This is a genomic window from Kitasatospora sp. NPDC004531 (assembly GCF_053602195.1).
Map to the genome: position 1 here is coordinate 38,367 of NZ_JBSGDD010000018.1, position 26,490 is coordinate 64,856.

Genomic DNA, 26,490 nt, shown 5'->3' on the forward strand with positions numbered 1-26,490 from the left:
AGTTCCGGAACGTCCCGGTTCCTGGACATCGAGCGTATACCTGCAAACTCGGTTGAAAGCCGGGGCCGGAAGTCCCGGGATTTCGCTGGGCTAAAGTCTCAAACCGTGATGTACCTGCGCCCGTTCGACCTGGCCCGTGAGCACGGCATCTCCACCCAGGCCGTCCGCAACTACGAGCAGGGCGGCTTCCTCCCGCCCGCCGGCCGCACCCCGGCCGGCTACCGCACCTACACGACGACGCACGCGGCGGCGCTGCGGGCCTACCTGGCGCTGGTCCAGGCGTACGGGTACGCGCTGGGCGGGGAGATCATGCGGCTGCTCAACACGGGCGACCTGGACGGCGCGCTGACCGCCGTGCACCGCGGCCACGCCCAACTGCTGCGCGACCGGAGCACGTTGGAGGCGGTGGAGCAGGCGGTGCGGCACCTCGCCGCCGGAGCCGCCGAAACCGCCGGAGCCGCCGGACCCACTGGCCCCGCCGACCCCGCCGGACCTGCCGCGCGCCCCGCGGCCGGCCGCGCGCCGCTCAGCATCGGCGAGCTGGCGCGCCGCCTGGGGGTGACGGCGGCGACCCTGCGCAACTGGGAGGCGGTGGGCATCCTCTCCCCCACCCGCGCGCCCGTCACCGGGCACCGCGCGTACGACGCCGCCGACGTGCGGGACGCCGAGCTGACGCACCTGCTCCGGCGCGGCGGCTACCCGCTGGAGCACATCCGCACCGTGGTCGAGCAGGTCCGCACGGTCGGCGGCACCGACGCGCTGTCCGACGCCCTCGACGACTGGCGGCGCCGGCTCACCGCCCGCGGCGTGTCGATGCTCGACGCGGCGGCCCGGCTGTCCGGGTACGTCGCCCTGCTGTCCGCCTGACAGAGACCGGAAGGATTCGCCGGGCCGCCCGGGCGGCGCGCCGGAGACTGGGTCCGCCGTCGACCGGGGAGCCTGCCGAAGGAGCTGACCGCAGTTGAACACCGTCCCGGCCCTGTTCGAGTCAACCGTCGCCCGGTGGGGCGAGGAGCCCGCCCTGATCGACCAGGAGCGCACCCTCGGCTACGCGGAGCTGAACACCCGGGTCAACCGGCTCGCCCGCGCGCTGATCGCGCACGGCGTCGGCCCGGACCGGCTGGTCGCGGTCGCGATGCCGAAGTCGAACGACCTGATCGTGGCCGTCCTGGCGGTGCTCAAGGCCGGCGGCGCCTACCTCCCGCTCGACCCCGGCTACCCGGCCGAACGCCTGTCGTTCATGCTCGCCGACGCCCGGCCGGTGCTCCTGCTGCGCTCCGCGTCGGTGCCGCCGCTCGCCGCGGGGCCGGCCGAACTCGTGGTGGACGACCCGGAGTTCCGCGCCGCCTGCGAGGCCCTGCCCGGGCACGACGTCGCGCCGGACGAGCGCCGCGCCGAGCTGCGCCCCGAGCACCTGATGTACGTCATCTACACCTCCGGCTCGACCGGCACGCCCAAGGGCGTCGCCGTGCCGCACGACGGGGTGCGCGACCTGGCCGCCACCCAGGCGGCCGTCCTGAACGCCGGCCCGGGGGACCGGGTGCTGCAGTGGGCGTCGATCAGTTTCGACGCCGCGTTCTGGGACATCACCCTGGCCCTGCTGTCCGGCGCGGCCCTGGTGATGGCGCCCGCCGAGGACCTGCTGCCCGGCCAGCCGCTGTGGAACACCCTGCTGAAGCACAGCGTCACGCACGCGGTGCTGCCGCCGGTGGCGCTCAGCGAGACCGACGCCGAGAACGTCCTGCTCGGCGGGACGGTGATGTCGACGGGCGACAGCTGCACCCCCACCCTGGTGCGCAAGTGGGCCCGCGACCGGCGGATGTTCAACGGGTACGGCCCCACCGAGGTGACCGTCGGCGCGACCGTCGGCGGGCCGGTCCGCGAGGGCGGGGACGTCGGGATCGGCGTGCCGTGGGTCGGCAACCGGGTGCGGGTGCTCGACGAGCGCCTGCGGCCGGTGCCGGCCGGCGCCGAGGGCGAGCTGTACATCGCGGGCAGCGGCCTGGCCCGCGGCTACCTCGACCGGTTCCCCGCCACCGCGGTGAAGTTCGTCGCCGACCCGTTCGGGCCGCCCGGCAGCCGGATGTACCGCACCGGCGACCGGGGGCGTCGCGGAGCGGACGGCGAGCTGTACTTCGCGGGCCGCGCGGACGGCCAGGTGAAGCTGCGCGGCTTCCGTGTCGAACTCGGCGAGATCGAGACCCGGCTCGCCGCCCACCCGGCGGTGGACGTCGCCGTCGCCGTGGTGCGCGGCGAACTCGCCGACGCCCACGTGGTCGGCTACGTCACCGTCACCGCCCCGGCGGAGCCCGCCGAGCTGCGCGCCCACCTCGCCGGGTCGCTGCCCGCCCACATGGTGCCCGCCCGGATCACCGTGCTGGACCGGTTCCCGACCCTCGCCAACGGCAAGATCGACCGGGCGGCCCTGCCGCAGCCCGAGGCGCGGACGGACGGACGGCCCGAGCCGGAGGCGGACGGGGCGGACGACTGCGCGGCCGTGGTCTGCGCGATCGTCCGGGACGTCCTCGACATCCCGGACGCCGGACCCGCCGACAACTTCTTCGACCTCGGCGGGCACTCCGTGCAGGCGACCCGGCTGGCCGTCCGGCTCCGCGAGCGGTTCCGGGTCGCGCTGCCGATCCGCACCGTGCTGGAGACGGCGACCATCGGCGAACTCGCCGCGGCCGTCGAGAGCCGGCTGACGGCCGGCTAGGTCGTGTTTCGAAAGCGTCATCCTGCTGTCCTTCGTCCCCTACCTCGTATGGCTGTGTGCTCGGTTTCGTGCAGGCGGGCCTGCGTGGCGCCGTGGCGGAGTGTCCGGAGTCCGAAGGCCGTGACGGGGCCGTGGGCGCCAGGGGTGAGGGCGGCGCCGGGGGTGGCAGCGTGGCTGGCGCCCCAGGCGAGGAGGGAGGCGGTCATCTCGTAGGGGTCGGGGCCGGTGAGGGCGGTGGTGGCCAGGGGACGGCCTGCCGCGTCGCGGGCGGTGGCGATGACGAGGGCCCGGCCGTCGGGGTCGGGTTCGCGCGCGGAGCCGGGGAGGCGGTCGGAGAGCTTGGTGACGGCGCCACGGATCGTGGGGGTGTGCAGCAAGGGTGCGGCGAGGCGGGTGCCGGCCCGGACGAGGCGGGTCCACCGGCCGAACCAGCCCATGCCCACGTCGACGCTGTCGAGGTGGGGGAAGGCCTCGGGCAGGCCGAGGTGCTCGGAGCCGCCGACGGTCAGGGCCGCCCGGGTGATGCCCGCGTGGCGGAAGGTGAGCAGGCGGGCGCCGGTGTGCTCGGTGGTGAGGCGGGCGGGGCCGCCGGTGCGGGGGCGACGGTAGGCGAAGGCGTCCTCGACGGCGGAGCCGACGAGTGAGGCGCGGGTGCCACCGGTGGTGAGGGTGAAGGCGTCGCGCAGGGTGCTGCGGTAGCGCGTCTCGTCGCCGTGGCCGGAGCGGGTGAGGAAGTAGCCGATCTCGATGCGGCGCGCCCGTTCGCCCGCACGGGTGAGGGCGAGGGCGCCGGCGAGGTTGCCGGGGACGTAGTCGTAGCCGAAGGCCGGGACGATGCTCGCGCCACTGGCGGCGGCGACGGCGTCCAGGGCGAACGCCTGCCGGATGAAGGGGGGTTCTCCGGTGGAGTCGAGGTAGTGGGCCCCGGTCCGGGCCGCGGCGGTGACAGCGGGCAGGCCGAGCCGGGCGAAAGGTCCTACGGTGGAGACGACGACGTCGGTGGGCTCGAAGACGCCGGCGAGGTCGGCCTCCGAGGTGGCGTCGGCCTCGATGACGTCCAGATCGGCCCGGAGGTTCTCGGCCAGGGTGAGCATCCTCGCGCGGCTGCGGCCGACGAGGGTCGGCTCCTCGCCGCGGGCGAGCAGCTCGCGCAGCACGCGGCGGCCGGTGAAGCCGGTCGCTCCGAGCAGGAGGATTCTGCGCTTGTCCACGATGGTGCCTTTCGTGCGGAGGGTTCGGAGGCACCTCCAGCTTTACACATTTGCGCTCTGGTGTTAACTTTGTAGGCATGCCGAAGGTCCCCACCTCCCAGCTCGTCCTCGACGCCGCGTACCGCTGCTTCTGCCGCAACGGCTACCGCCGCACCACGGTCTCCGACATCGTCGAGGAGGCGCAGCTGTCGCGCCCGACGGTCTACAAGTACGTGGGGAGCAAGGAGGAGGCGATCGTCAAGGTCGTCCGGTCCCTGCTGGAGCGGGCCACCGCCGCTTCGGATGCTGCGGCCGAGGCGGCGGCCACCGCGGAGGAGACGGTCCTCGCCGTCCTCACGGTGAAGCTGGAGGTCGCCATTCGGCTCTGGCAGGACAGCCCCGCCCATGCCCAGGAGCTGCTGTCCGCGGCCACCGCCCAGGCCCCCGGTCTGGTCACCGCCTACACCGACCACCTGGCCGCACTCCTCACATCAACCCTCGCCCAGGCCGCCGGGGACGGCGCGCGGCAGGCCGCTGCCGTGCTGCTCACCTTCACCCGCGGCCTGGAGGAGGACCTGCGCGACGCCGACGCCGTCCGCGACGAACTGCTGACCGGCGTGCGGATGATCACTCGCGGGGCCCTCGCCTCCACCACGTCCACCCCCGGCTGACCCGCACGGGCCGGCCCCGCCCGAAAGGCGCACCCTCATGCACAGCACCCCCGCCCCCGACTACTACCGCGACCAGCAGGCGTGGCGCGACCTCCAGCAGTTCCTGCCCGAGCGCCTGCGGCTGACCGACGCCACCGCGCCCGAGGAGGAGTACTGGGACTGGCGCGGGAACCGCGTCCACCTCGACCGCTACCGCAACCCGGAGGCGAAGGCGAAGGTCGTCCTGCACCACGGCGTGGGCACCAACGGCCGCCAGATGTCGCTGATCCTGGGCGCACCGCTGGCGCGGCGCGGCTTCGAGACCGTCGCCCTGGACAACCTCGGCTACGGCCTCACCAAGGTCAAGCCCGGTACCACCCCCTCCTACGACGACTGGGTCGACCTCGTCGTCGACTTCCTCGCGTACGAGCAGTCCCGCGACGACCGCCCCATCGTCCTCTACGGGCTGAGCGCCGGTGGCATGCTCACCTACCACGTCGCCGCCAAGGCCCCCCGCGACACCCTGCGCGGCATCGTCGGCATGACCTTCCTCGACCAGCGCGACCAGCAGGTCCGCGACGAGACCTCCCACGACAAGCTGACCGCCCGCGCCGGCGTCCCCCTCATGGGCCTGATCGCCAAGACCCCCGCCGCCTCCGCCAAGTACCCGATGAGCCTGGCGTCCAAGATGTCCGCCCTGGCCAACGACCCGGAGGCCATGAAGGTCCTCATGAAGGACCCCACCTCCGCCGCCAACTGGGTCAGCGTCCGCTTCCTCGACAGCTACGCCACCTACACCCCCGTCGTCGAGCCGCCCGAGTTCGACGCCTGCCCCGTCCTGCTCACCCAGCCGGCCGAGGACCGCTGGACCCCCCACCACCTCAGCGTGCCCGTCCTGTCCCGCATCACCAAGGTCCCCGTCGACACCGTCATGCTCGAAGGCGCCGGTCACTACCCCCTCGAAGACCCCGGTCTCCGGCAGATGGAGGACGCCATCGCCGCCTTCGTCAGCAAGAACACCGCCTGACCGACACGCCCCGCGCGGTCGGCCCCGCACCGTCGACGGCTGAACTCCCGCCGCCGTTCAGCCGTCGACGCCGACCCGCCCGCCGACACCCGGCCGCTGTGCCGAGGTTTGACGGCGGCACCGACGAACTGGCCTCCGCCCTCACCGCGGCCAGACCCGCTGGGTCAAAGCCACTCGTTCACAGCTGCGATCAATACGGTCGCTTCGTAGCGGACCGCGAGCTTGTCGTACCGCGTGGCGACGGCGCGGTTTCTCTTGAGCCGGTTGATCCCGCACTCGACCGCATGACGCTCACGGTAGTCAGCCGGGTCGAAGGCGGGTGGCCGGCCACCGCGCGAGCCGAGCTTCTGCCGGTTTCGTGCCTGATCAGCCTTGTCCGGGATGGTGCAGCGGATTCCACGTCGACGCAGATAGGCGCGGTTTCGGCGCGAGGCGTAGGCCTTGTCCGCTCGTACGCGATCGGGACGGACACGCGGTCGGCCCGGTCCCATACGAGGCACACGTACTCTCTCCAGCACACGTTCGAACTGAGGCGAGTCACCGCGCTGTCCCGCCGTGACCACGATCGACATGGCCTTCTGGCCCTGCTCTACAGCCAAGTGCAGTTTGGTGGTGAACCCGCCGCGCGAGCGCCCCAGTCCATGGTCACAGGGCTCTGCGAAGATCCCGCCCGGCGGTTCCTTCTGCAGGTCGCCATGCTTACGGGCTCCGGCCGCATGCTGATGGGCGCGGCACACGGTGGAATCGACGCTCAGGTCCCACACGATCGCACCTCTCGCATCGGCAATTGCCTGGAGCCGAGTGAGGATCCGGTGCCAGGTACCGTCCCGCTGCCACCGGCGAAACAGGTCGTAGACCCGACCCCACGGCCCGTACTCAACAGGCACGTCCCGCCACGGAACTCCGGTCCGAACCCGAAACCGTATACCGTCGATCAGTCGCCGCCGAGACCAGACGGGTGGCCGTCCCCTCCCGGGCCCTATCGGCAACAACGATTCCAGTACCGCCCACTGCTCGTCCGTGAGATCTCCACGCCTCATAGACCATGATCATTCATAGCCAAGGGCCAAGTTTCGATACACGGCCTAGCGGAACGCGACGGGCAGGCTGCTGAAACCGTTCAGGAAGTTGGAGTAGATCGGCGCGGGCTCGCCGCACAGCTCGATCCCGGACACCGACCCGATCAGCGCGCTCAGCAGCGCGTGCAGCTCCGCCCGGCCGAGGAACGCGCCGACGCAGAAGTGCGGGCCGTGGCCGAAGGAGAGGTGCTTGTTGGGCGTGCGGGCCGGGTCGAAGCGCTCCGGCCGGTCGAACACCTCCTCGTCGTTGTTGGCGGAGGTGTTCCACATCGTCACGATGTCGCCCGCCCGCACCCGCCGGCCGCCGATCACGGTGTCCCGGGTCGCGGTGCGGGCGAAGTGCCGGGCGGGCGTGGCCCAGCGCAGCACCTCCTCGACGGCCGTGTCGACGCCGATCGACCCGTCGCGCAGCGCCCGCCACTGCTCGGGGTGCTCGGCGAACGCCTTCACCGCGCAGATCGCGGACACCCGGGAGGACTCGTCGCCGCCGAGCACCAGGCTGTAGCAGTTCAGCGCGACGGCCTCCAGGGTCAGCGGGGCGCCGCCGACCTCCGCCGTCGCGATCATGCTGACCACGTCGTCGCCGGGGGCGCCGCGGCGGTGCCGGGCGAGGTCCATGAAGTAGCCGATGATCTCGTTGCGGGCCTCCAGCGAGTCCAGCCGGTCGGAGTCGGCGTCCTCGGCGGACAGCGCCAGCTTGTTCCAGCCCAGCAGGCTCTCGCGGTCCGCCGCCGGGACGGACAGCAGGTCGCAGATGGTCTGCATCGGAACGTGCTCGGCGACCTCCGCCGCGAAGTCGAACTCGCCCCGGCCGGCGACGGCGCCGATCAGGCGCGCGGTCCGCTCCCGCACCTTCTGCCGGACCGGGCCCAGGACCTGCGGGGAGAACGCCCGCAGCATCAGGCTGCGCAGCTCGCGGTGGCGCGGCCGGTCGGTGACCGCGAGCATCTGGCCGCCCGCCGAGTCGCCGCCGCTCAGCAGCACGTCCAGCACCGTCCCGCGGCCGGAGCTCAGCGCACGCGCGTCGGAGTAGCACGCCAGCACGTCCGCGTGCCGGGCGACGACCCAGAACCCGGGGTCTCCCGGGTGCCAGTACACGGGCCGGGTGGCCCGCACCTCGCGCCAGAACGCGTGCACGTCGTGCCGTACGAAGGTGGTCGGGTCGGTCAGGTCCGGTTCGGTCGTGGTGGTCATGCCGGAATCGTGACAACGGCGCCGCCGGCGCCGGGGATTTATTGCCCAGGTCTTTCTCCCCGGCGGGCGGAGAAAAGTTCCGTGAGATGCTCGGGAATGCACGTCGCCGCACGTTGTGACAGGGCCGGCGGCGGTCGGTCGATCACCTTTCCCGAGGAGGGCGCACATGAGTCCTTTGACGTATGCGGACTATCTCCGGATGGAAACTCTGCTTTCGCTCCAGGAACCGCGCACCCCACCGGCCTCCAGCCGCTCGGTCGTCCTGGCGGAGCAGTTCTTCATCATCACCCACCAGGCCAGTGAACTCTGGCTCAAGCAGCTGGGGTCCGACCTGGACGCCGCCGCGGAGGCGCTGATGCCGCCCTGCGACGCGCACGACCTGGAAATCGGGCTGGAATTCCTGCTGCGGGCCGGCGAGGTGCTGCGGGTGCTGCAGCAGCAATTGCTGGTGCTGGAGAGACTTCCGCTGCGGTATTTCGCGGAGTTCCGGCCCTATCTGGACACGGCGAGCGGCGCCCAGTCCACGCAGTTCCGGCGGCTGACCGCGCTGCTGGGCGGCGACCACCACCGGGGCAGCCTGTACGAGGCGTTCGCGGCGGCGGCCGAGTACCACGGGCGCACGGTGCCCGAGGTGTGCCGGCTCGGCGTGGAGGCCGGAGTGCCGCACCGGCTCGCCGAAGCCCTGGTGGACATCGGGAACGCGTACTGGCACTGGAAGGTCGCGCACCTGGCGCTGGTGTCGAAGATGGTCGGCGAGCAGAGCGGCACCGGCGGGTCGAGCGGCGCGGACTTCCTCGCCCGCCGGCTCACCCGGCCGTTCCCGGAGCTCCGCCGGCTGCGCGGGAACGTGCACCGGGCGTAGCGGCGGGCGGCGGGTCCCGGACGGGTTCCGGAGCCCGCTGGCCGAAAATCTGTCCGAAAACATATGCCGCCGGAATATGACAAAACTGCCGCGGGGCGGCCGGATCGTGCCACCGCCGCCCGCGAACCGTCCCGCCGGCGGGTGGCCCGCCGGGCGCTGTGACCTGAGTATTTCGGGCGTGTTAACCCCGTGTTGCGGCCCTCGTCCGGTGCGCAGCCGGGCGCAAGGGTGGCGAAAACGCCGCGAATCGACGCCCCGGCGAGCCGCACGATCTCTAGCCAACATCTTTCACCCCGCTTGATTGCCTACATGGCCGCGACAAGTATCGGCAGGGATGCGGCGAAAGACCGTGTTGCTGGGAGACCGTCATTGTGGGGGGCTTCGGGATGGGTTGTACCGACGTCACATCCGCGCAGGAAGCCATGTGGCTCGCGCAGGAATTCACTCCGGACGCACCGAACAACGTGGCCACTCTGTGGGACATCGACGGCGACCTGGACACCGGCCTGCTCGCCACCGCCCTCAGGACCGCGGTCGCGGAGGCCGAGGCCCTGCAGGTGGCCTTCCTCCGCGACGAGGACGGGCTGCGGCCCCTCGCCCGGGACCTCTCGGCGTGGGAGCCGTTCCGGGCGGACGTCGGCCACCGCGCCGACCCCGCCGACGCGGCCCGCGCGATCGTCGCCGACCTGGTGCGCCGCCCCTTCGACCCGGCGCGGGAGCCGCTGCTGCGGATCGGCACGATCCGGCTCGCCCCCCGCCGCCACCTGCTCGTGCTGGTCTTCCACCACGTCCTGACCGACGCGTTCGGCGTCCTCACCCTGCTGTCCGGGCGGATCGCCGAGATCCACCGCGCGCTGGCCGCCGGCGCCCCGGTGCCGGCGGCCCGGCTGAACCCGCCGCGGACCGCGGCGGCGAAGGACGCCGCCTACCGGGCGTCGGCCCGGTTCGCCGACGCCGAACGGTTCTGGCGCGACTACCTGGCCGGCGACCTGCCCGCCGCCGCGCTGCCCACCGGCGTCCGCCCGGCCGCCGGCGCGCCCGCCGCCGAGGCCGGGTACTGGGACGGCCTCACCGCGCCGCAGCACCTGGTCACCCGCACGGTGACCGTCCCCGCCGCCGAACGCGCCGCCTGGGACCTGACGTCCGCCGCGACCGGGACCTCGGTGCCCGATCTGATCACCGCCGCCGCGACCGCGTTCCTGCGGCACATGTGCGGCCGGTCCGAGCAGCTGCTGACCATCACCGTCAACCACCGCGTCGGCGCGCTGCGGCACTCCCTCGGGCTGCTCTCCAACCGGGTGCCGCTGCGCGTCCGGGTCGACCCCGACGCGGACTTCGTGCGGCTCGCCGCGTCGCTCGCCGAGGACCGCCGCCGGGTGCTGCGGCACGCCCGGCACGACATCTCCCTGATCAAGCGGGCCGGCGGCCGCACCGCCGACACCCGCAGCCCGTTCGGCGCCGTCGTCAACGTGCTGCCCGCCGTGCGGGCGCTCGACCTGGCGGGCGCCACCGGCCGCTTCGCCGGCGGCACCTTCGGCATGATCGACGAGGTGATGGTGTGCGTCTACACCGACGGCACCCCCGACAGCGACCTGTACGTGCGCTTCGACGCGCCGCGCGCGGACTACGACGAGCAGGACCTCGCCGGGCTCGCCGCCCGCTTCACCACCTTCCTGCGGACGGCCATGGCCGACCCGCGCACCCCCGTCGGCACGGTCTCCGCCCTCGACCCGGACGAGCGCCGCACGCTGCTCGCGCACTGCGCCGGGGACGCCGTCGACGCGCCGCCCGCCACCCTGACCGACCTGCTCGACCGGCAGGCCCTCGCCACCCCCGACGCCGTCGCGGTGACCTTCGAGGACACCGCGCTGACCTACCGCGAACTGGCCGAGCGCTCCGGCCGGCTGGCCCACCTGCTGGCCGGGCACGGCGCCGGTCCGGAACGCCTGGTCGCCGTCGCGGTGCCGCGCTCGCCGGAGCTGGTCGTCGCCCTGGTCGCCGTGCTGCGGGCGGGCGCGGCGTACGTCCCCGTCGACCCGGACTACCCCGCCGCCCGGACCGCCTTCATGCTCGCCGACGCCGCGCCGGCCCTGCTGCTGACCGTCGGGGGCACCGCCGACCGGCTGCCCCCGACCGACCTCCCGCGGCTGCTGGTCGACGAACTCCCGCTCGGCGAGGGGCCCGTGCTGCTCGCCCCGCACCGGCCCGAGCACCCCGCGTACATGATCTACACCTCGGGCTCGACCGGACGCCCCAAGGGCACGGTCATCACCCACGAGGCGATCGTCAACCGGCTGCGCTGGATGCAGGACCACCTCCGGCTGGACGGCTCCGACCGGGTCCTGCAGAAGACCTCCGCCTCCTTCGACGTGTCCGTCTGGGAGTTCTTCTGGCCGCTGATCACCGGCGCCACCCTGGTCGTCGCCCGGCCCGACGGGCACCGCGACCCGGACTACCTGGCGGAGCTGATCGAGCGGGCCGGCGTCACCACCGCGCACTTCGTCCCGTCGATGCTGGCCGAGTTCGTCACCGAGCGGCGGGCCGCCGCCTGCACGGCGCTGCGCCGCGTCGTGTGCAGCGGCGAGGCGCTCCCCGCGGAGCTGGCCGCCCGGTTCCACCGCGTCTTCGGCGTGCCGCTGCACAACCTGTACGGGCCGACCGAGGCCGCCGTCGACGTCACCGCCTGGCAGTACCGGCCCGGCACGCGGACCGTCCCGATCGGCAGGCCCATCCGGAACACGCAGCTGTACGTCCTGGACGAGCGGCTGCGGCCGGTGCCGCCCGGCGTCCTCGGCGACCTGTACATCGCGGGCACCGGGCTCGCCCGCGGCTACCACGGCCGCCCCGCGCTGACCGCGGAGCGCTTCGTGGCCTGCCCGTTCGGGGAGCCCGGACAACGCATGTACCGCACCGGCGACCTGGCCCGCTGGAACGCCGAGGGCGAACTGGAGTTCGCCGGGCGCGCCGACCAGCAGGTGAAGATCCGCGGCTTCCGGGTCGAACCCCAGGAGATCGAGGACACCCTGACCGAGCACCCCGGGGTGCTCCGGGCGGCCGTCCTCGCCCGGCCCGGCCGGGGCGCCGACGCGGCCGCGCAGCTGGTCGCCTACGTCGTCCCGGACCGCTCCGGCGAGTGGGACCTGCACGCCGGCCTGGACATCGCCGAACTGCGCGGCTTCGCCGCGACCCGGCTGCCCGCCCACCTGGTGCCCGCCGTCTTCGTCGCGCTGGACCGGCTGCCGCTGTCCGCCAACGGCAAGCTCGACCGGGCCGCGCTGCCGGAGCCGGAGCTCACCGGCCGCGCCCACCGGCCGCCCCGGACCGCCGAGGAGCGCCTGCTGGCGGCCGCGTTCGCCGAGGTGCTCGGCGTGCGGCGGATCGGCGTCGACGACGACTTCTTCGCCCTGGGCGGCGACAGCATCCGGGCGATCCAGGTGGTGGCCCGGGCCCGGGCCGGCGGCCTGCTGCTCGGCCCGCGCACCGTGTTCGAGTGCCGCACCGTCGCCGCGCTCGCCCGGGCCGCGGCCCGCGACACCGCCCCGGCGGCCGTCGAGGAGCTCGCGGGCGGGGGCGTCGGCCTGCTGCCGCTGCCGCCGATGGCCCGGGTGTACGCGGAGCGGGGCCCCGGCCTGGACCGCCTCGCCCAGTGGCTGGTGCTGGAACTGCCCGCCGGGATCGACCTCCCCGGCCTCACCGCCACCCTGGGCGCCGTCCTGGACCGGCACGACGTGCTGCGCTCCCGGCTGACCGACGACGGCCTGCTGGTGCTGCCGGCCGGCAGCGTCGACGCCGCCGCCCTCCTCGACCGCGTCGTCGACCGCCCCGGCGACCTGGACGGCGAGGCCTGGCAGGACCTGCTGCGCGCCGAGGCCGCCGCCGCCACCGGGCTGATCGACGCCCGGGCCGGGCGGATGCTCCGGCCGGTCTGGTTCCGCGCCGCCGGGGACGCGCCCGGGCGGCTGCTGGTCGCCGCCCACCACCTGGTCGTCGACGGGCTGTCCTGGCGGGTGCTGCTCTCCGACCTGGCCGACGCCTGGGGCCGGGTCCGGGAGGGCCGCACGCCCGAACTGCCGCCGGTCGGGACCTCGCTGCGCCGCTGGCTGCGCGCGCTCGGCGACGAGGCGGCCCGCCCCGGGCGGGCGGCGGAGGTGACGCTCTGGCAGGAGCTGCTGGCGTCCCCCGTCGCCCCGGTCGGCTCCCGGCCGCTCGACCCCGCGCGGGACCTCGCCTCCGGCACCGACACCGTCCGCGTCGAGCTCCCCGCCGACCTCACCGACGCGATCCTGACGGCCGTCCCGGCGGCCTACCGCAGCGGCGCCGACGACGTCCTGCTCACCGCGCTCGTCCTCGCCCTGGCCCACCGGCGGCGCGGCGTCACGGACGGCGCGACCGTGGTCCGGGTGGAGGGGCACGGCCGGCAGGAGGAGCTGGTGCCGGGCGCGGACCTGTCCCGCACGGCCGGCTGGTTCACCACCGTCGCCCCCGTCCGCCTCGACCTCGCCGGAGTGGACGTCGACGCCGCCCTCGCCGGCGGCCCGGCCGCCGGCGACGCCCTGAAACGGGTGAAGGAGCAGCGGCGCGCCCTGCCCGACCGGGGGATCGGCTACACCCTGCTGCGCTACCTCAACGAGGACACCGCGGCGCGGCTGCGGCCCTTCCCGGCGGAGGACATCGGCTTCAACTTCCTCGGCCGGTTCTCCTTCGACGGCCGGGGCGACGGCTGGACACCCGCGCCCGAGTGGCCCGAGCTGGTCGCCGCGCCCGCCCCGGACATGCCGGCGCCCAGCGCGCTCGAACTGAACGCCCTGGTGACGGGCGCCGGCGAGGACGCCCGGCTGACCGCCCTGTTCACCTTCGCCACCGGCGTGCTGACGGCCGACCAGGTCCGCGCGCTGGCCGACAGCTGGTGCGCCGCGCTGCGCGGCCTGCGCGACCTGATCGCGGCGGGCGGGCGCGGACCGACGCCCTCCGACGTGCCGCTGGTCTCCGTCTCGCAGGCCGAACTGGACGGCTGGCAGCGGCAGTTCGGGCCCATCGGCGACGTGTGGCCGCTCACTCCGCTGCAGCACGGCCTGCTGTACCACACGATGCTGGCGCGCAGCGCGTCCGAGGACTACCAGACCCAGTTCGTGTTCCGGCTCGACGGCCCCCTCGACCCGTCCCGGCTGCGGGCCGCGGGCCAGGCGCTGCTCGACCGGCACCCGAACCTGCGGGTGGCGTTCGCCGCGGGCGCGAACGGCGAGCCCCGGCAGGTCGTGGTCGAGGACGTCGTGCTGCCCTGGCGGCACCTGGACCTGACCGGCGAGGTGGACCGCGCCGCCCGGCTGGAGGAGCTGCTGGTCGAGGAACGGGAGACCCGCTTCGCCACCGACCGGCCGCCGCTGCTGCGGCTGACCCTGGTCACCCTCGGCCCCGACCGCGGCGAACTGGCGCTCACCGCCCACCACGTGCTGCTCGACGGCTGGTCGGTGCCGCTGATCGCACGCGAGCTGCTGGAGCTGTACGCGGCCGACGGCCCGCTGCCGGCGCGCCCGCACGGCTACCGGGACTTCCTGGCCTGGCTGTCGGAGCAGGACGCGGCGCGGTCCGCCGGCGCCTGGGCCGAGGAGCTGGCCGGGGTCGCGGAGCCGACCCTGCTGGCCGCCGCGGTGCCCGAGGCGCCCGGGGCCGGCAGCGGTCAGCTCGACGTGCCGCTCGACGGCGAGGACGCCACCCGGCTGGCGCGCCGCGCCGCGGAGTGGGGCGTCACCCCGAACACCCTGGTGCAGGGCGCGTGGGCGATGGTGCTGGCGCAGCTCACCGGCCGCGACGACGTGCTGTTCGGCGCCACGGTGTCGGGCCGGCCCGCGACGCTGGACGGCGCGGACGGCATGGTCGGCCTGTTCATCAACACGCTGCCGGTGCGGGTGCGGTGCGCCGTCGGCGAGGCCGTCCCGGAGGTGCTCGGCCGGCTGCAGGACGCCCGGGCGCGGCTGCTGGACCACGACCACCTGGGGCTCGCCGACATCCGGCGGACGACCGGGCTCGGCGCGCTGTTCGACACGCTGGTGGTCTTCGAGTCCTTCCCGGTGGACCGCTCGCACCGCCCGGCCGCGGGCCCGGTGGTGACGGGCATCCGCCCGTACGCCCCGCCGCACTACCCGCTGACGGTGATCGCGGCGGCCGACCCGCTGCTGCGGATCTCCTTCCAGTACCGGCGCGAGGTGTTCGAGCGGAGCGCCGTGGCGGCGCTCGCCGACCGGCTGGCGCGGGTGCTGCGGCAGTTCGCGGCGGGCGGGCGGCCCACCGTCGCCGCGCTCGACGTGCTGTCCGACGCGGAGCGCGAGCAGGTGCTGCACGGCTGGAACGACACGGCCGTCCCGCCGCCCGGGCGGACCGTCCCCGAGCTGCTGGCCGAGTGCCTGGCGGCGACGCCGGACGCGGTCGGCGTCGAGTTCCGCGGCCACCGGTTGACGTACCGGGAGCTGGACGAGCGCTCGGGCCGGCTGGCGCACTGGCTGGCCGGGCAGGGTGTCGGCCCGGAGTCGCGGGTGGTGGTGCTGCTGCCGCGCTCGACCGATCTGCTGGTGGCGCTGCTGGCGGTGTGGAAGGCCGGCGGCGCGTACGTGCCGGTGGACCCGGAGTACCCGGCGGCCCGGGTGCGGGCGGTGGTCGAGGACAGCGCTCCGGTGCTGGTCCTGGACGCGGAGCGGCTGGCGGGGGTGGACCTGTCCGACGCGTCCGAACACCCTGCCGCCGGGCCGGGCGCGGTGGTGGGCGCCGAGCACGCCGCGTACGTCATCTACACCTCGGGCTCGACCGGCACGCCCAAGGGCGTGGTGGTCCGGCACGGCGCGCTGGCGGTCCTGCTGACCGGCCTGCGGGAACGGTTCGCCCTGACGCCGGCGGACCGGCTGCTGGCCTGCGCCACCGTCGCGTTCGACATCGCCGCGCTGGAGCTCTTCCTGCCGCTGCTCGCCGGCGGCCGGGTGGTGCTGGCCGGCAAGGACGACCTGGTGCGGCCCGCCGCCCTGCTCGACCTGGTCGAACAGCACGGGATCACCGTCATGCAGGCCACCCCCGCGCTCTGGCAGAGCCTGGTCGCCCACGCGCCGAGCTGCCTGACCGGACTGCGGGTGATCTCCACCGGCGAGGCCCTGCCGCCGGCCCTCGCCGAGACCCTGTGCAAGCACGCCGCGGAGGTCACCAACCTCTACGGCCCGACCGAGACCACCGTCTACGCCACCGCCGCCCGGCCGGTCCCCGGCCGCTCCGGCATGCCGCCCGCGGTCGGCCGCCCGGTCGCCGGCACCCGGATCCTGCTGCTCGACCACGCGCTGCGCCCGGTGCCGCCCGGCGCGACCGGCGACCTGTGGATCGCCGGCGAGGGCCTGGCCCGCGGCTACCACGACCGGCCCGGCCTGACCGCGGAACGCTTCACGGCCTGCCCGTACGGGCCGCCGGGCAGCCGGATGTACCGCAGCGGCGACCTCGCCCGGTGGACCGCCGACGGCGAGGTCGAGTACCTCGGCCGCTCCGACCACCAGGTCAAGCTGCGCGGCTTCCGGATCGAGCCCGGCGAGATCGAGCACGTCCTGACCCGCCACCCGGCGGTCCACCGGGCCGCCGTGATCGCCCGCGAGGACGTGCCCGGCGACCTGCGGCTGGTGGCCTACGTGGTCCCCGCCGACGGCGCCGAGCCGCCCACCGCGGAGCTGCTGCGCGAGACGGTCAGGGACCGGCTGCCGGCCTACATGGTCCCGGCCGCGTTCGTGACGCTCACGGAACTCCCCCTGACCCCCAACGGCAAACTCGACCGCTCCGCGCTGCGCCCCCCGGACTACGGCGGCGACGAGTACCGGGCGCCCCGTTCGCCCCGCGAGCGGACGCTGTGCGAGCTGTTCGCCGAAGTGCTGGACGTCGAGCGGGTCGGTGTCGACGACGACTTCTTCGCCCTGGGCGGGCACTCGCTGACGGCCACCCGCCTGGTCGCCCGGGCCCGCGCCGAACTGGGCGTGGACATCCCGATGCAACTGCTGTTCACCGCCCCCACCGTCGCCGAGCTGACCGATCGCTGGCACGAGATGGCGGCCTCCACCCGAAAGCCCCTGCGGAGAATGACCGAAAGGTAGGACACGTGCTCCCCCTGTCGTACGCGCAGCGGCGGATGTGGTTCATCAACCGCTTCGAAGGCCCCTCCGCCACCTACAACATCCCGCTGCTGCTGCGGTGCCGCGGCCCGCTCGACCTGGCCGCGCTGCGGGCGGCGTTCCACGACGTGATGGTCCGCCACGAAGTCCTGCGGACGGTCTTCGGCGAGAGCGACGGCCAGCCCTACCAGCGGGTCCTCGACCCGGCCGGGATCCGACTGCCCTGGAAGGAGTGGGGCCGGGTCGCCGCCGACCGGGTGCCCGGCGTGATCGCGTCGGTGACCGGCAGCTGGTTCGACCTGTCGACGGACGTGCCGCTGCGCGGCTGCGTCCTGCAGACCGGCGACGAGGAGTACCTCGTCGTCCTGGTGATCCACCACATCGCCGGCGACGGCGGCTCGCTGGACCCGCTGGCCCGCGACGTCTCGACGGCGTACCGGGCCCGGGTCGCCGGCGCCGCGCCGGACTGGCCCGAACTGCCCGTCCAGTACGCCGACTACGCCCTGTGGCAGCAGGAGATGCTCGGCGACGAGACCGACCCGGACAGCGTCGTGTCGGTGCAGAGCGCCTACTGGCGCGCGGAGTTGGAGGGCATCGCCAAGCCCCTCCCGCTGCCGCTGGACCGGCCCCGCCCCGCGGTGGCGAGCTTCCGCGGCGGATCCGTCCCGGTCGGCCTGCCCGCCGAGCTGCGCGCCCGGGTGGAGAGTCTGACGCACGCCACCGGCGCCACCACCGCGATGGTGCTGCAGGCCGCCCTGGTGGTGCTGCTGCACCGGCTGAGCGGCGCCAAGGACGTGACGGTCGGCTCGCCGATCGCCGGCCGCACCGAGGAGGCCCTCGGCGACCTGGTCGGGTTCTTCGTCAACACCTGGACGCTGCGGGTCGACCTGACCGCCGACCGGTCCTTCGACTGGGTGCTGGAGCAGGTCCGCAAGAAGGCGCTCGCCGCCTACGACCACCAGGACGTGCCGTTCGAACGGCTGGTGGAGCTGCTGCGGCCGGAGCGCTCGACCGCGCACCACCCGCTGTTCCAGACCGTGCTGGCCTGGCAGAACAACACCCCGCCGCGGCTGGACCTGCCGGGTGTGACCGTGACGATGGAGCCGCTGCCCACCAACAGCGCCAAGTTCGACCTGTTCTTCAACCTGGCGCCGGACGACGACGCCGGGACGGTCGTCGGCGAGATCGAGTACGCCACCGAGCTGTTCGACCGCGCCACGGTGGAGGACATCGCGGCCCGCTTCGCGGCCGTCGTCGAGGAGGTCGTCACCGACCCGGCGACCACCGTCGGCGGCGCGGACGCGGCGGCGTCCGGCGCCGCCCCGGACGCCGCCGAACGCCGGAAGATCCTGGTCGAGTGGAACGACACCGCCCGCCAGGTCGACTGCCCCGGCCCGGTCCACCTGCTGTTCGAGCGGCAGGCCGCGCTCCGCCCCGGGGCCACGGCGCTGCGCTGGGCCGGCGGCACCATGAGCTACGGCGAGCTGAACCGGTGGGCGAACCGCATCGCCTGGGACCTGAAGGACCGCGGCGTCGGCCCGGAGACCGTGGTGGGCGTCGGCGTCCCGCGCGGCCCGGTCATGGTCGCCGCCGTCCTGGGCGTGCTCAAGGCGGGCGGCGCCTACCTGCCGCTGGAGCTCGCGCTGCCCGCCGACCGGGTGGCCGGCATGCTCGCCGACGCCGGCTGCTCGCTGGTGGTGACCGTCCCCGACACCGAGCGCTGGGCGCTGCCGGACGGCGTCGCCCCGGTCGAGCTCGCCGACGCCGACGCGCCCGGCCCCGACCACGACCCGCAGCCGGTGGCCGGCCCCGACAGCACGGCGTACATCATCTTCACCTCCGGCAGCACCGGGAAGCCCAAGGGCGTCGCCGTCACCCACCGGCCGGTGCACAACCTGCTCGACTGGTGCTACCGGACCTTCGCGTTCGGCCCCGACGACGTCGTGCTGTGCGTCACCTCGCTCGGCTTCGACCTGTCCGTCTTCGACATCTTCGGGCTGCTCGGCTGCGGCGGCGGCGTGTACATCGCCGACGCCGTCCAGCAGCGCGACCCGCAGCTGCTGCTGGACCTGCTGCTCACCGAGCCGATCACCTACTGGGACTCGGTGCCGACCACCCTCAACCAGGTCGCCTCGCTGCTCGGCGAGGACCGCGAGTTCCCGGGCGCCGACCGGCTGCGGCTGGTGTTCCTGTCCGGCGACTACACGCCGCTGTCGCTGCCGGACGAGGTCCGCCGGGTGTTCACCGGCGCGGAGATCGTCAGCCTGGGCGGCGCCACCGAGGCCACGGTGTGGTCCAACTACTACCGGGTCCGGGAGATCGACCCGGCGTGGCGCAGCATCCCGTACGGCAAGCCCATCGACAACGCCCGCTACTACGTCCTCGACGAGGACATGGAGCCGTGCCCGGTCGGGGTGGAGGGCGACCTGTACATCGGCGGCGACTGCCTGTGCGTCGGCTACGTCAACCGGCCCGAGCTGAACGCCGAGCGTTTCGTCCGCGACCCGTTCGGCGTCCGGGACGGCGACCGGCTGTACCGCACCGGCGACCGCGCCACGTACTTCCCCGACGGCAACCTGTGCTTCCTCGGCCGCGCCGACAACCAGGTCAAGCTGCGCGGCTTCCGGGTCGAGCCCGGCGAGATCGAGCACGCCCTGGTCCAGCACACGGCCGTCCGGCAGGCCATCGTCACCGCCCGCGAGGACCGGCCCGGCGACCTTCGGCTGGTCGCCTACGTCGTCCCCGACACCGCTGTCCTGCAGCCCGCCGACACCGCCGCGGTCGACGCCGCCGCCTCCGACGAGCAGGTCGGCGAGTGGCAGGAGGTCTACGACCAGGCGTACGCGCAGGACGGCGGGCACGGCTTCGGCGAGGACTTCACCGGCTGGAACAGCTCCTACACCGGCGAGCCGATCCCGCTCGACGAGATGCGGGCCTGGCGCGACGCCGCCGTGGAACGCGTCCTGTGCGGGTCGCCCGAGCGCGTCCTCGAACTCGGCGTCGGCACCGGCCTGCTGCTCGCGCGGCTGGCCGGCCGGGTGGGCGAGTACTGGGCCACCGACTTCTCCCGGACCGTGATCGACCGGCTCGGCGAGCAGGTCGCCGGGGCCGGCCTGGCCGACCGGGTCCGGCTGCGCCGGCAGCCCGCCGACGACCTCACCGGGCTGCCCGGCGGCTTCGACACCGTGCTGCTCAACTCCGTCGCCCAGTACTTCCCGGACGCCGACTACCTCGCCCGGGTGCTCGACGGCGCCTGGTCGCTGCTCGCGCCGGGCGGCCGGATCGTCCTCGGCGACGTCCGGCGGCTGTCCTCGCTGCGCACCCTGCAGAGCGGCGTGCAGCGGACCCGGCACCCCGACGCGGCGCCGGCCGTGCTGCGGACCGCGGTCGACCAGGCCGTGCTGCTGGAGAAGGAGCTGGTGCTCGACCCCGAGTGGTTCCTGCACTGGGCGGAGCAGGCCGGCGCGGCCGGCGTGGACGTCCGCGTCAAGGACGGCTCCCCGCACAACGAGCTGACCCGGCACCGCTACGAGGTGGTGCTGCACAAGCCGGGCGGCGCGGCCCCGCGGCCGCTCGGCGGCGTCCCGGCGCTGGCCTGGGAGGGCGACCTCGACCGGCTGGCCGAGCGGATCCGCGAGCACGGCGCCGCGGCCGTGCGGGTCACCGGCGTCCCGAACGCCCGCCTCACCGAGGAGGCCGCCGCGGCCCGCGCCCTGGGCCTGGAGGACTCCCCCGCCCCCGAGCAGCCGCCGCTCGACCCCGCCGGGCTCCGCGCCTGGGCGGCCGGCCACGGCTGGGACGCGGTGCCGACCTGGTCTGCGGACGCCGTCGACCTGCTCGACGTGCTCGTGCTGTGCGACGGCCCGGCGGCCGGCGCCGCCCTCACCGGCGGCTACCTGCCCGCCGCCGACGGACGCGCCACCGCGAACGCCCCGGCCCTGGCCGCCGCCGTCACGGCGCTGCTGCCGGAGCTGCGCGCCCACCTGCGGGAGGCGCTGCCCGAGTACATGGTCCCGTCCGCGATCGTGCCGATCGCCGCCGTGCCGCTGACCGACAACGGCAAGCCCGACCGGCGCGCCCTGCCGGTGCCGGACTACGCCTCCGGCGGCGGCCGGGCCCCCGGCACGCCGGAGGAGGAGTCGCTGTGCGCGCTGTTCGCGGCGGTCCTCGGCCTCGACCGGGTCGGCGTGGACGACAACTTCTTCACCGTCGGCGGCCACTCGCTGCTCGCCACCCGCCTGGTCAGCCGGATCCGCGCCGAGCACGGCGTGGAGATCCCGATCCGGGTGGTCTTCCAGTCGCCGACCGTCGCCGAACTGGCCGCCCACCTGAGCGCCCTGAACCTGGTCCGCCCGCCGCTGCGCCCGCAGGAGCGGCCCGAACGGCTGCCGCTGTCCTACGCCCAGCAGCGCCTGTGGTTCATCGACCGCTTCGAGGGCCCGTCCGCGACCTACAACGTGGCGCTGGCGCTGCGGATGCGCGGCGAGCTCGACCCGGCCGCGCTGCGCCGCGCCGTCCACGACGTCGTGGTCCGGCACGAGTCGCTGCGCACCGTGTTCGGCGAGGCCGACGGCCAGCCCTACCAGCGGATCCTGGAACCGGCCGTGGTCGAGGTGCCGTGGGAGGAACTCGCGGTCACCGAGGCCGAGTTGCCCGAGGTGCTGCGCGAGGCCGCCGGCCGGCCGTTCCGGCTGGACGCGGAGATCCCGTTCCGCTCCTGGCTGCTGCGCACCGGCGAGCAGGAGGCGGTGCTCCTGATCGGCGCGCACCACATCGCCGCCGACGGCTGGTCCGCCCTCCCGCTCGCCCAGGACCTCACGGCCGCCTACCGGGCCCGCCGCGAGGGCCGGGCGCCCGACTGGGAGCCGCTGCCGGTGCAGTACGCCGACTACACGCTCTGGCAGCGGGAGCTGCTGGGCGACAGCGACGCCCCGGGCAGCCTGTACCGGCGGCAGCTGGACTACTGGACGACCGAGCTGGCCGACCTGCCGGAGACCGTCACCGCGCCCGCCGACCGGCCCAGGCCCGCCGTGGCCTCGTACGCCGGCGACACGGTGCCGCTCGCGTTCGACGCCGAACTGACCGAAGGCGTACGCCGGTTGGCGCGGGAGACCGGCAGCACGGTGTCGATGGTGCTGCAGGCGGCGCTGGCCGCGCTGCTCACCCGGCTCGGCGCGGGCACGGACGTGCCGATCGGCGCGCCCATCGCCGGGCGCACCGACGAGGCGCTGGGTCGGCTGGTCGGCTTCTTCGTCAACACCTGGGTGCTGCGCGCGGACACCTCCGGCGACCCGTCGTTCGCGGAGCTGCTCGGCCGGGTCCGGGAGAGCAGCCTCGCCGCCTACGACCACCAGGACATTCCGTTCGAGCACCTGGTGGAGGTGCTGAACCCGGTCCGTTCGCCCGCCCACCACCCGCTGTTCCAGGTGTGCCTGGCGATGCAGAACAACACCCGGCCGGAGTTCCGGCTGGCCGGCCTGACCGTCACCGAGGAGCCGTTCGCGCTGGGCACCGCCCGGTTCGACCTGTTCGTCAGCGTCACCGAGCACGACGAGCCGGACGCGCCGGCCCGCCTCGACGGCTTCGCCGAGTACGCCACCGAGCTCTTCGACGAGGGCACGGTGCGGACGCTGCTCGACCGCTGGCTGCACGTCCTGCGCCAGGTGGTCGCCGCGCCCGGGCTGCCCCTCGGGTCGCTCGCGGTGCTGGCCGAGGACGAGCGGGCGGCGCTGCACGGCTGGGGCGGCGCGGGCCGGGGCGGGGACTTCGCGGCCGGCACCCTGCCCGAGCGCTTCGCCGCCTCGGTCGCCGCCGACCCGGACGCCGTGGCGCTGCTCTCCGCGGACGGCACGCGGAGCTGGACGTACGCGGAGCTGGACCGCTGGTCCAACCGCCTGGCGCACCACTTCGCCGCTCTCGGCGCGGGCCCGGACGGCCGGGTCGCGCTGGTCCTGGAGCGTTCGCCGCTGCTGGTCGCCGCCGTCCTCGGCGTCCTCAAGGCGGGCGCCGCCTACGTGCCGGTCGACCCGACCCACCCGGCGGAGCGGATCGAGTTCCAGCTCGCGGACCTCGCCCCGGCGGTGGTCGCCGACGAGGGCCTCGCCGGGCTGGACCTGGACGCGCTGCCCGACACGCCGCCCGGGCCCACCGGCGTCGGTGAGCACTCCGTCGCCTACGTGATGTACACCTCCGGCTCCACCGGCCGCCCCAAGGGCGTGGAGGCGACCCACCGCAACGTCGTCGACCTCGCGCTGGACGGCTGCTTCGCCAACGGGGCGCACCGCCGGGTCCTGCTGCACTCGCCGCACACCTTCGACGCGTCGACGTACGAGATGTGGGTGCCGCTGCTCGGCGGCGGCACGGCCGTGGTGGCCCGGGCCGGCCGGCCGGACACGGCGGAGCTCGCCCGGGTGATCGCCGAGCGGGAGGTGACGGCGCTGTGGCTGACCGCCGGACTGTTCGCGGTGATGGCCGAGCAGCACGCCGACTGCTTCCGGTCGGTGCGGGAGGTCTGGGCCGGCGGTGACGTGCTGTCACCGACCGCCGTGCGCGCGGTCCTTGCCGCCTGCCCGGGGGTGGGCGTGGTCAACGGCTACGGCCCGACCGAGACCACCACCTTCGCCACCCGCCACCGGGTGGACTCCGCCGCCGCGTGCACCGACCCGCTGCCGATCGGCTCCCCGATGGACGGCAGCCGCCTGCTCGTCCTGGACGAGCGGCTGCGGCCGGTGCCGCCCGGCGTGGTCGGCGAGCTGTACGTCGCCGGCGACGGCGTGGCCCGCGGGTACGCCGGCCGCCCGGGCCTGACCGCCGCCCGCTTCGTCCCCGACCCGTCCGGGGTGCCCGGCGCGCGCGCCTACCGCACCGGCGACCTGGTCCGCTGGGACGCCGCCGGCCGGCTGCAGTACGTCGGCCGCGGCGACGACCAGATCAAGCTGCGCGGCTTCCGGGTGGAGCCGGGCGAGCTGGAGGCGGTGCTGCGCGAGCAGGACGGCGTGGCGAACGCCGTGGTCGCCGTCCGGCAGGACCGGCTCGGCGACCGCCGGCTGGTGGCCTACGTGGTGCCCGGCGGCGCGACCGACGGCGGCCACGACGCCGCCGAGCAGGTCGGCGAGTGGCGGGAGATCTACGACACCATGTACAGCGGGACGGAGGTCGCCACCGACGCGGTCGGCGAGGACTTCACCGGCTGGAACAGCTCCTACACCGGCCGCCCGATCCCGCTGGAGGAGATGCGCTCCTGGCGCGAGGCCGTGCTGCGGCGGGTGCGGTCGCTGCGGCCGCGCCGGGTGCTGGAGATCGGCGTCGGCTCCGGCCTGCTGCTCGGCCCGCTCGCCCCGGACGCCGAGGAGTACTGGGGCACCGACTTCTCGGCGCCCGTCGTCGAGCGCCTGCGGGCGCAGGTCGCCGCCGACCCGCGGCTGCGGGCCGCGTCGGTGACGCTGCGCTGCCAGGGCGCCGACGACGCCGAGGGCCTGCCCGCCGGGCACTTCGACACGGTGATCCTCAACTCGGTCGTCCAGTACTTCCCGGACGCCGACTACCTCACCCGGGTCCTCGACCTGGCGATGGAGCGGCTCGCGCCCGGCGGGCGCGTCGTGCTCGGCGACATCCGCAACCACCGCACGCTGCGGGCGTTCGCCGCCGAGGTGCACCGCTGCCGGCGGCCCGAGGACGGCCCGGCGGCCGTGCAGGCGGCCGTGGAGCGCGCGGTGCTCGGCGAGAAGGAACTCGTCGTCGACCCCGGCTTCTTCACCCGCTGGGCGGAGTCCCGCCCGGACGCCGTGGCCGTCGACATCCGCCTCAAGGAGGGGACGTTCCACAACGAGCTGACCCGCCACCGCTACGAGGTGGTGCTGCACCGGGCGCCGGCCGAACCGCTGCCGCTCGGCGACCTGCCGGAGGCGGTGTGGGGCGCGGAGGTCCGCGAACTCGCGGACCTGGAGGCCGCGTTGGCCCGGCACGGCGGCCGGCTGCGGCTGACCCGGGTGCCCAACGCGCGCCTCGCCGGCGCGGCCGTCGAGTGGGGCGCCCGGCCCGAGCTGGCCGGCACCCTCGACCCGGCCGCCCTGGAGGCCTGGGGCGCCGAGCGCGGGCTCGCCGTGTACTGCACCTGGTCGGCCCGGGCCGGCGACTGCTTCGAAGCGGCCGTCCTGCCCGACGTCGACGCGGTCTGCTGCGACGGCCTCTACCGTCCCGCGGGCGCGCCGTCGGCCCGGCCGGCGAACGTGCCGGCGGTGTCCCGCCGCGCGTCCCGGCTGCCATCGGTGCTGCGCGACCGCCTCGCCGGGCGGCTGCCGGAGTTCATGATGCCGGCGGACATCGTCGTCCTGGACCGGCTGCCGCTCACCGAGAACGGCAAGGTCGACCGGGCCGCGCTGCCCGACCCGAACCCGACCGGCGGCGAGCACCGCGCCCCGCGCACCCCGCGCGAGGAGGAACTCGCCGCGCTGTTCGCCGAGGTGCTGGGCCTGGACCGGATCGGCATCGACGACGACTTCTTCGCCAGCGGCGGCCACTCGCTGCGGCTGACCCGCCTGGTCTGGCGGATCCACGAGAAGCTCGGCGTGGACGTTCCGATCCGCACCGTGTTCCAGTACCCGACGGTCGCCGAACTCGCCGAGCAGCTGTCCGCCGACACCGGCTCCGCGTTCGAGGACCCGTTCGCCGTGCTGCTGCCGATCCGCCCCGAGGGCGACCGGCCGCCGCTGTGGTTCCTGCCGCCGGGCGGCGGGCTGAGCTGGCCGTACCTCGGCTTCGCCCGCCACCTGGAGGCCGGCCGGCCGCTGTACGGCATCCAGGCCCGCGGCTTCGACGGGACCACCCCGCCGGCGGGCTCCGTCGAGGAGATGGTCGACGACTACCTCGGCCGGCTGCTGGAACTCCAGCCGACCGGGCCCTACCACCTGCTGGGCTGGTCCTTCGGCGGCACCCTGGCGCACGCCATGGCCGCCGAACTCCAGCGGCGCGGGCACGAGGTGGCGCTGCTGGCGCTGCTGGACGCCGCGCCGTCCGGCCACTTCGCCGACCTGGAGGCGCTGGACGAGGCCGTGGTGCGCCGCTTCCTCGCCAACTACATGGGGCACCTGGCGGGGATGGAGGAGTACCCGGCGCTGGTCGCCACCGCCTCCTCGATCTTCGTGCAGCAGATGGACCAGATGCGCCGCTTCACCTCGCCGAGGTTCCGCGGCGACCTGGTGTTCTTCAACGCGCTCCTCGACCCCGAGACGCACGACAAGCGGGAACTCGAGGAGGAGTTGGACGTGCTGTGGCAGCCGCACGTCGACGGGCGGGTGCACCGCATCGACATCGCCTGCGCGCACAACGAGATGTACTGGCCGCGCAACGCCGCCGAGATCAGCCGCTCCGTCAACCGGATCCTTCGGGGCGGCGCCGTGACCCGACCGACCGCAGAGGACCAGGGAGGACGCAAGTGAGCACGAACCCGTTCGACGACGAGGACGGCCGTTTCCACGTGCTGGTCAACGACGAGGACCAGCACTCGCTGTGGCCGGAGTTCGCCGAGGTGCCCGCCGGCTGGCGCAGCGTCTTCGGCCCGGCCGCGAGGGCGGAGAGCCTCGACTACGTGGAGACCCACTGGACGGACATGCGGCCGCGCAGCCTCCGTGAGGCAATGAACGGCTAG

At 74.7% G+C, this 26,490-nt stretch carries 11 protein-coding genes; 8 read left to right on the forward strand and 3 right to left on the reverse strand.

Annotated features, from left to right (window positions below; genetic code table 11):
* Nucleotides 1-108: 108 nt before the first annotated feature.
* Entirely contained in the window at nt 109-867 is a 759-nt protein-coding gene (locus tag ACWEMJ_RS10925; protein WP_452136713.1) for a TioE family transcriptional regulator, read from the forward strand.
* A 94-nt stretch (nt 868-961) separates the two neighbouring features.
* A complete protein-coding gene (locus tag ACWEMJ_RS10930) occupies nt 962-2,713 on the forward strand; it encodes a non-ribosomal peptide synthetase (RefSeq protein WP_452136678.1) in 1,752 nt (583 codons plus the stop codon).
* A 17-nt stretch (nt 2,714-2,730) separates the two neighbouring features.
* Here ACWEMJ_RS10930 and ACWEMJ_RS10935 read toward each other — a convergent pair whose 3' ends face one another.
* Nucleotides 2,731-3,924 carry a saccharopine dehydrogenase NADP-binding domain-containing protein gene (locus ACWEMJ_RS10935; protein ID WP_452136679.1) on the reverse strand — a complete coding sequence of 398 codons (1,194 nt, stop codon included), beginning with the start codon at nt 3,922-3,924 and terminating at the stop codon, nt 2,731-2,733.
* Nucleotides 3,925-4,001: 77 nt separating this feature from the next.
* Between ACWEMJ_RS10935 and ACWEMJ_RS10940 the strand changes: the two genes are divergently transcribed.
* Both ACWEMJ_RS10940 and ACWEMJ_RS10945 read left to right on the forward strand, forming a co-directional pair.
* On the forward strand, nt 4,002-4,574 hold the full coding sequence (locus ACWEMJ_RS10940; RefSeq protein WP_452136680.1) for a TetR/AcrR family transcriptional regulator: 573 nt from the start codon (nt 4,002-4,004) through the stop codon (nt 4,572-4,574).
* Between the two features lie 37 nt (nt 4,575-4,611).
* Nucleotides 4,612-5,580 (forward strand): alpha/beta hydrolase, encoded by a 969-nt coding sequence (locus tag ACWEMJ_RS10945; protein ID WP_452136681.1) that lies wholly within the window; start codon nt 4,612-4,614, stop codon nt 5,578-5,580.
* A 164-nt stretch (nt 5,581-5,744) separates the two neighbouring features.
* Here ACWEMJ_RS10945 and ACWEMJ_RS10950 read toward each other — a convergent pair whose 3' ends face one another.
* The gene (locus ACWEMJ_RS10950) at nt 5,745-6,620 is read right to left on the reverse strand and encodes an IS5 family transposase (protein WP_452136682.1); all 876 of its coding nucleotides are present in this window, start codon (nt 6,618-6,620) and stop codon (nt 5,745-5,747) included.
* A 45-nt stretch (nt 6,621-6,665) separates the two neighbouring features.
* Nucleotides 6,666-7,853: a cytochrome P450 gene (locus ACWEMJ_RS10955; protein ID WP_452136683.1), complete on the reverse strand. Its 1,188-nt coding sequence runs from the start codon at nt 7,851-7,853 to the stop codon at nt 6,666-6,668.
* A 166-nt stretch (nt 7,854-8,019) separates the two neighbouring features.
* Between ACWEMJ_RS10955 and ACWEMJ_RS10960 the strand changes: the two genes are divergently transcribed.
* The 4 genes from ACWEMJ_RS10960 to ACWEMJ_RS10975 all read left to right on the forward strand — a co-directional run bounded on the left by ACWEMJ_RS10960 (nt 8,020) and on the right by ACWEMJ_RS10975 (nt 26,490).
* Entirely contained in the window at nt 8,020-8,715 is a 696-nt protein-coding gene (locus ACWEMJ_RS10960; protein ID WP_452136684.1) for a tryptophan 2,3-dioxygenase family protein, read from the forward strand.
* Between the two features lie 386 nt (nt 8,716-9,101).
* The gene (locus ACWEMJ_RS10965; protein WP_452136685.1) at nt 9,102-16,826 is read left to right on the forward strand and encodes an amino acid adenylation domain-containing protein; all 7,725 of its coding nucleotides are present in this window, start codon (nt 9,102-9,104) and stop codon (nt 16,824-16,826) included.
* Between the two features lie 5 nt (nt 16,827-16,831).
* Nucleotides 16,832-26,281, forward strand: a complete 9,450-nt coding sequence (locus tag ACWEMJ_RS10970) for an amino acid adenylation domain-containing protein (RefSeq protein WP_452136686.1) — start codon at nt 16,832-16,834, stop codon at nt 26,279-26,281.
* A complete protein-coding gene (locus ACWEMJ_RS10975; protein ID WP_452136687.1) occupies nt 26,278-26,490 on the forward strand; it encodes an MbtH family protein in 213 nt (70 codons plus the stop codon). Before ACWEMJ_RS10970 ends, ACWEMJ_RS10975 begins: the two co-directional genes overlap by 4 nt.

Coding starts and splice junctions, on each gene's coding strand:
- ACWEMJ_RS10940 (WP_452136680.1), top strand. CDS start 4,002: ATGCCGAAGGTCCCCACCTCCCAGCTCGTCCTCGACGCCGCGTACCGC.
- ACWEMJ_RS10960 (WP_452136684.1), top strand. CDS start 8,020: ATGAGTCCTTTGACGTATGCGGACTATCTCCGGATGGAAACTCTGCTT.
- ACWEMJ_RS10950 (WP_452136682.1), bottom strand. CDS start 6,620: ATGAGGCGTGGAGATCTCACGGACGAGCAGTGGGCGGTACTGGAATCG.
- ACWEMJ_RS10945 (WP_452136681.1), top strand. CDS start 4,612: ATGCACAGCACCCCCGCCCCCGACTACTACCGCGACCAGCAGGCGTGG.
- ACWEMJ_RS10925 (WP_452136713.1), top strand. CDS start 109: ATGTACCTGCGCCCGTTCGACCTGGCCCGTGAGCACGGCATCTCCACC.
- ACWEMJ_RS10965 (WP_452136685.1), top strand. CDS start 9,102: ATGGGTTGTACCGACGTCACATCCGCGCAGGAAGCCATGTGGCTCGCG.
- ACWEMJ_RS10955 (WP_452136683.1), bottom strand. CDS start 7,853: ATGACCACCACGACCGAACCGGACCTGACCGACCCGACCACCTTCGTA.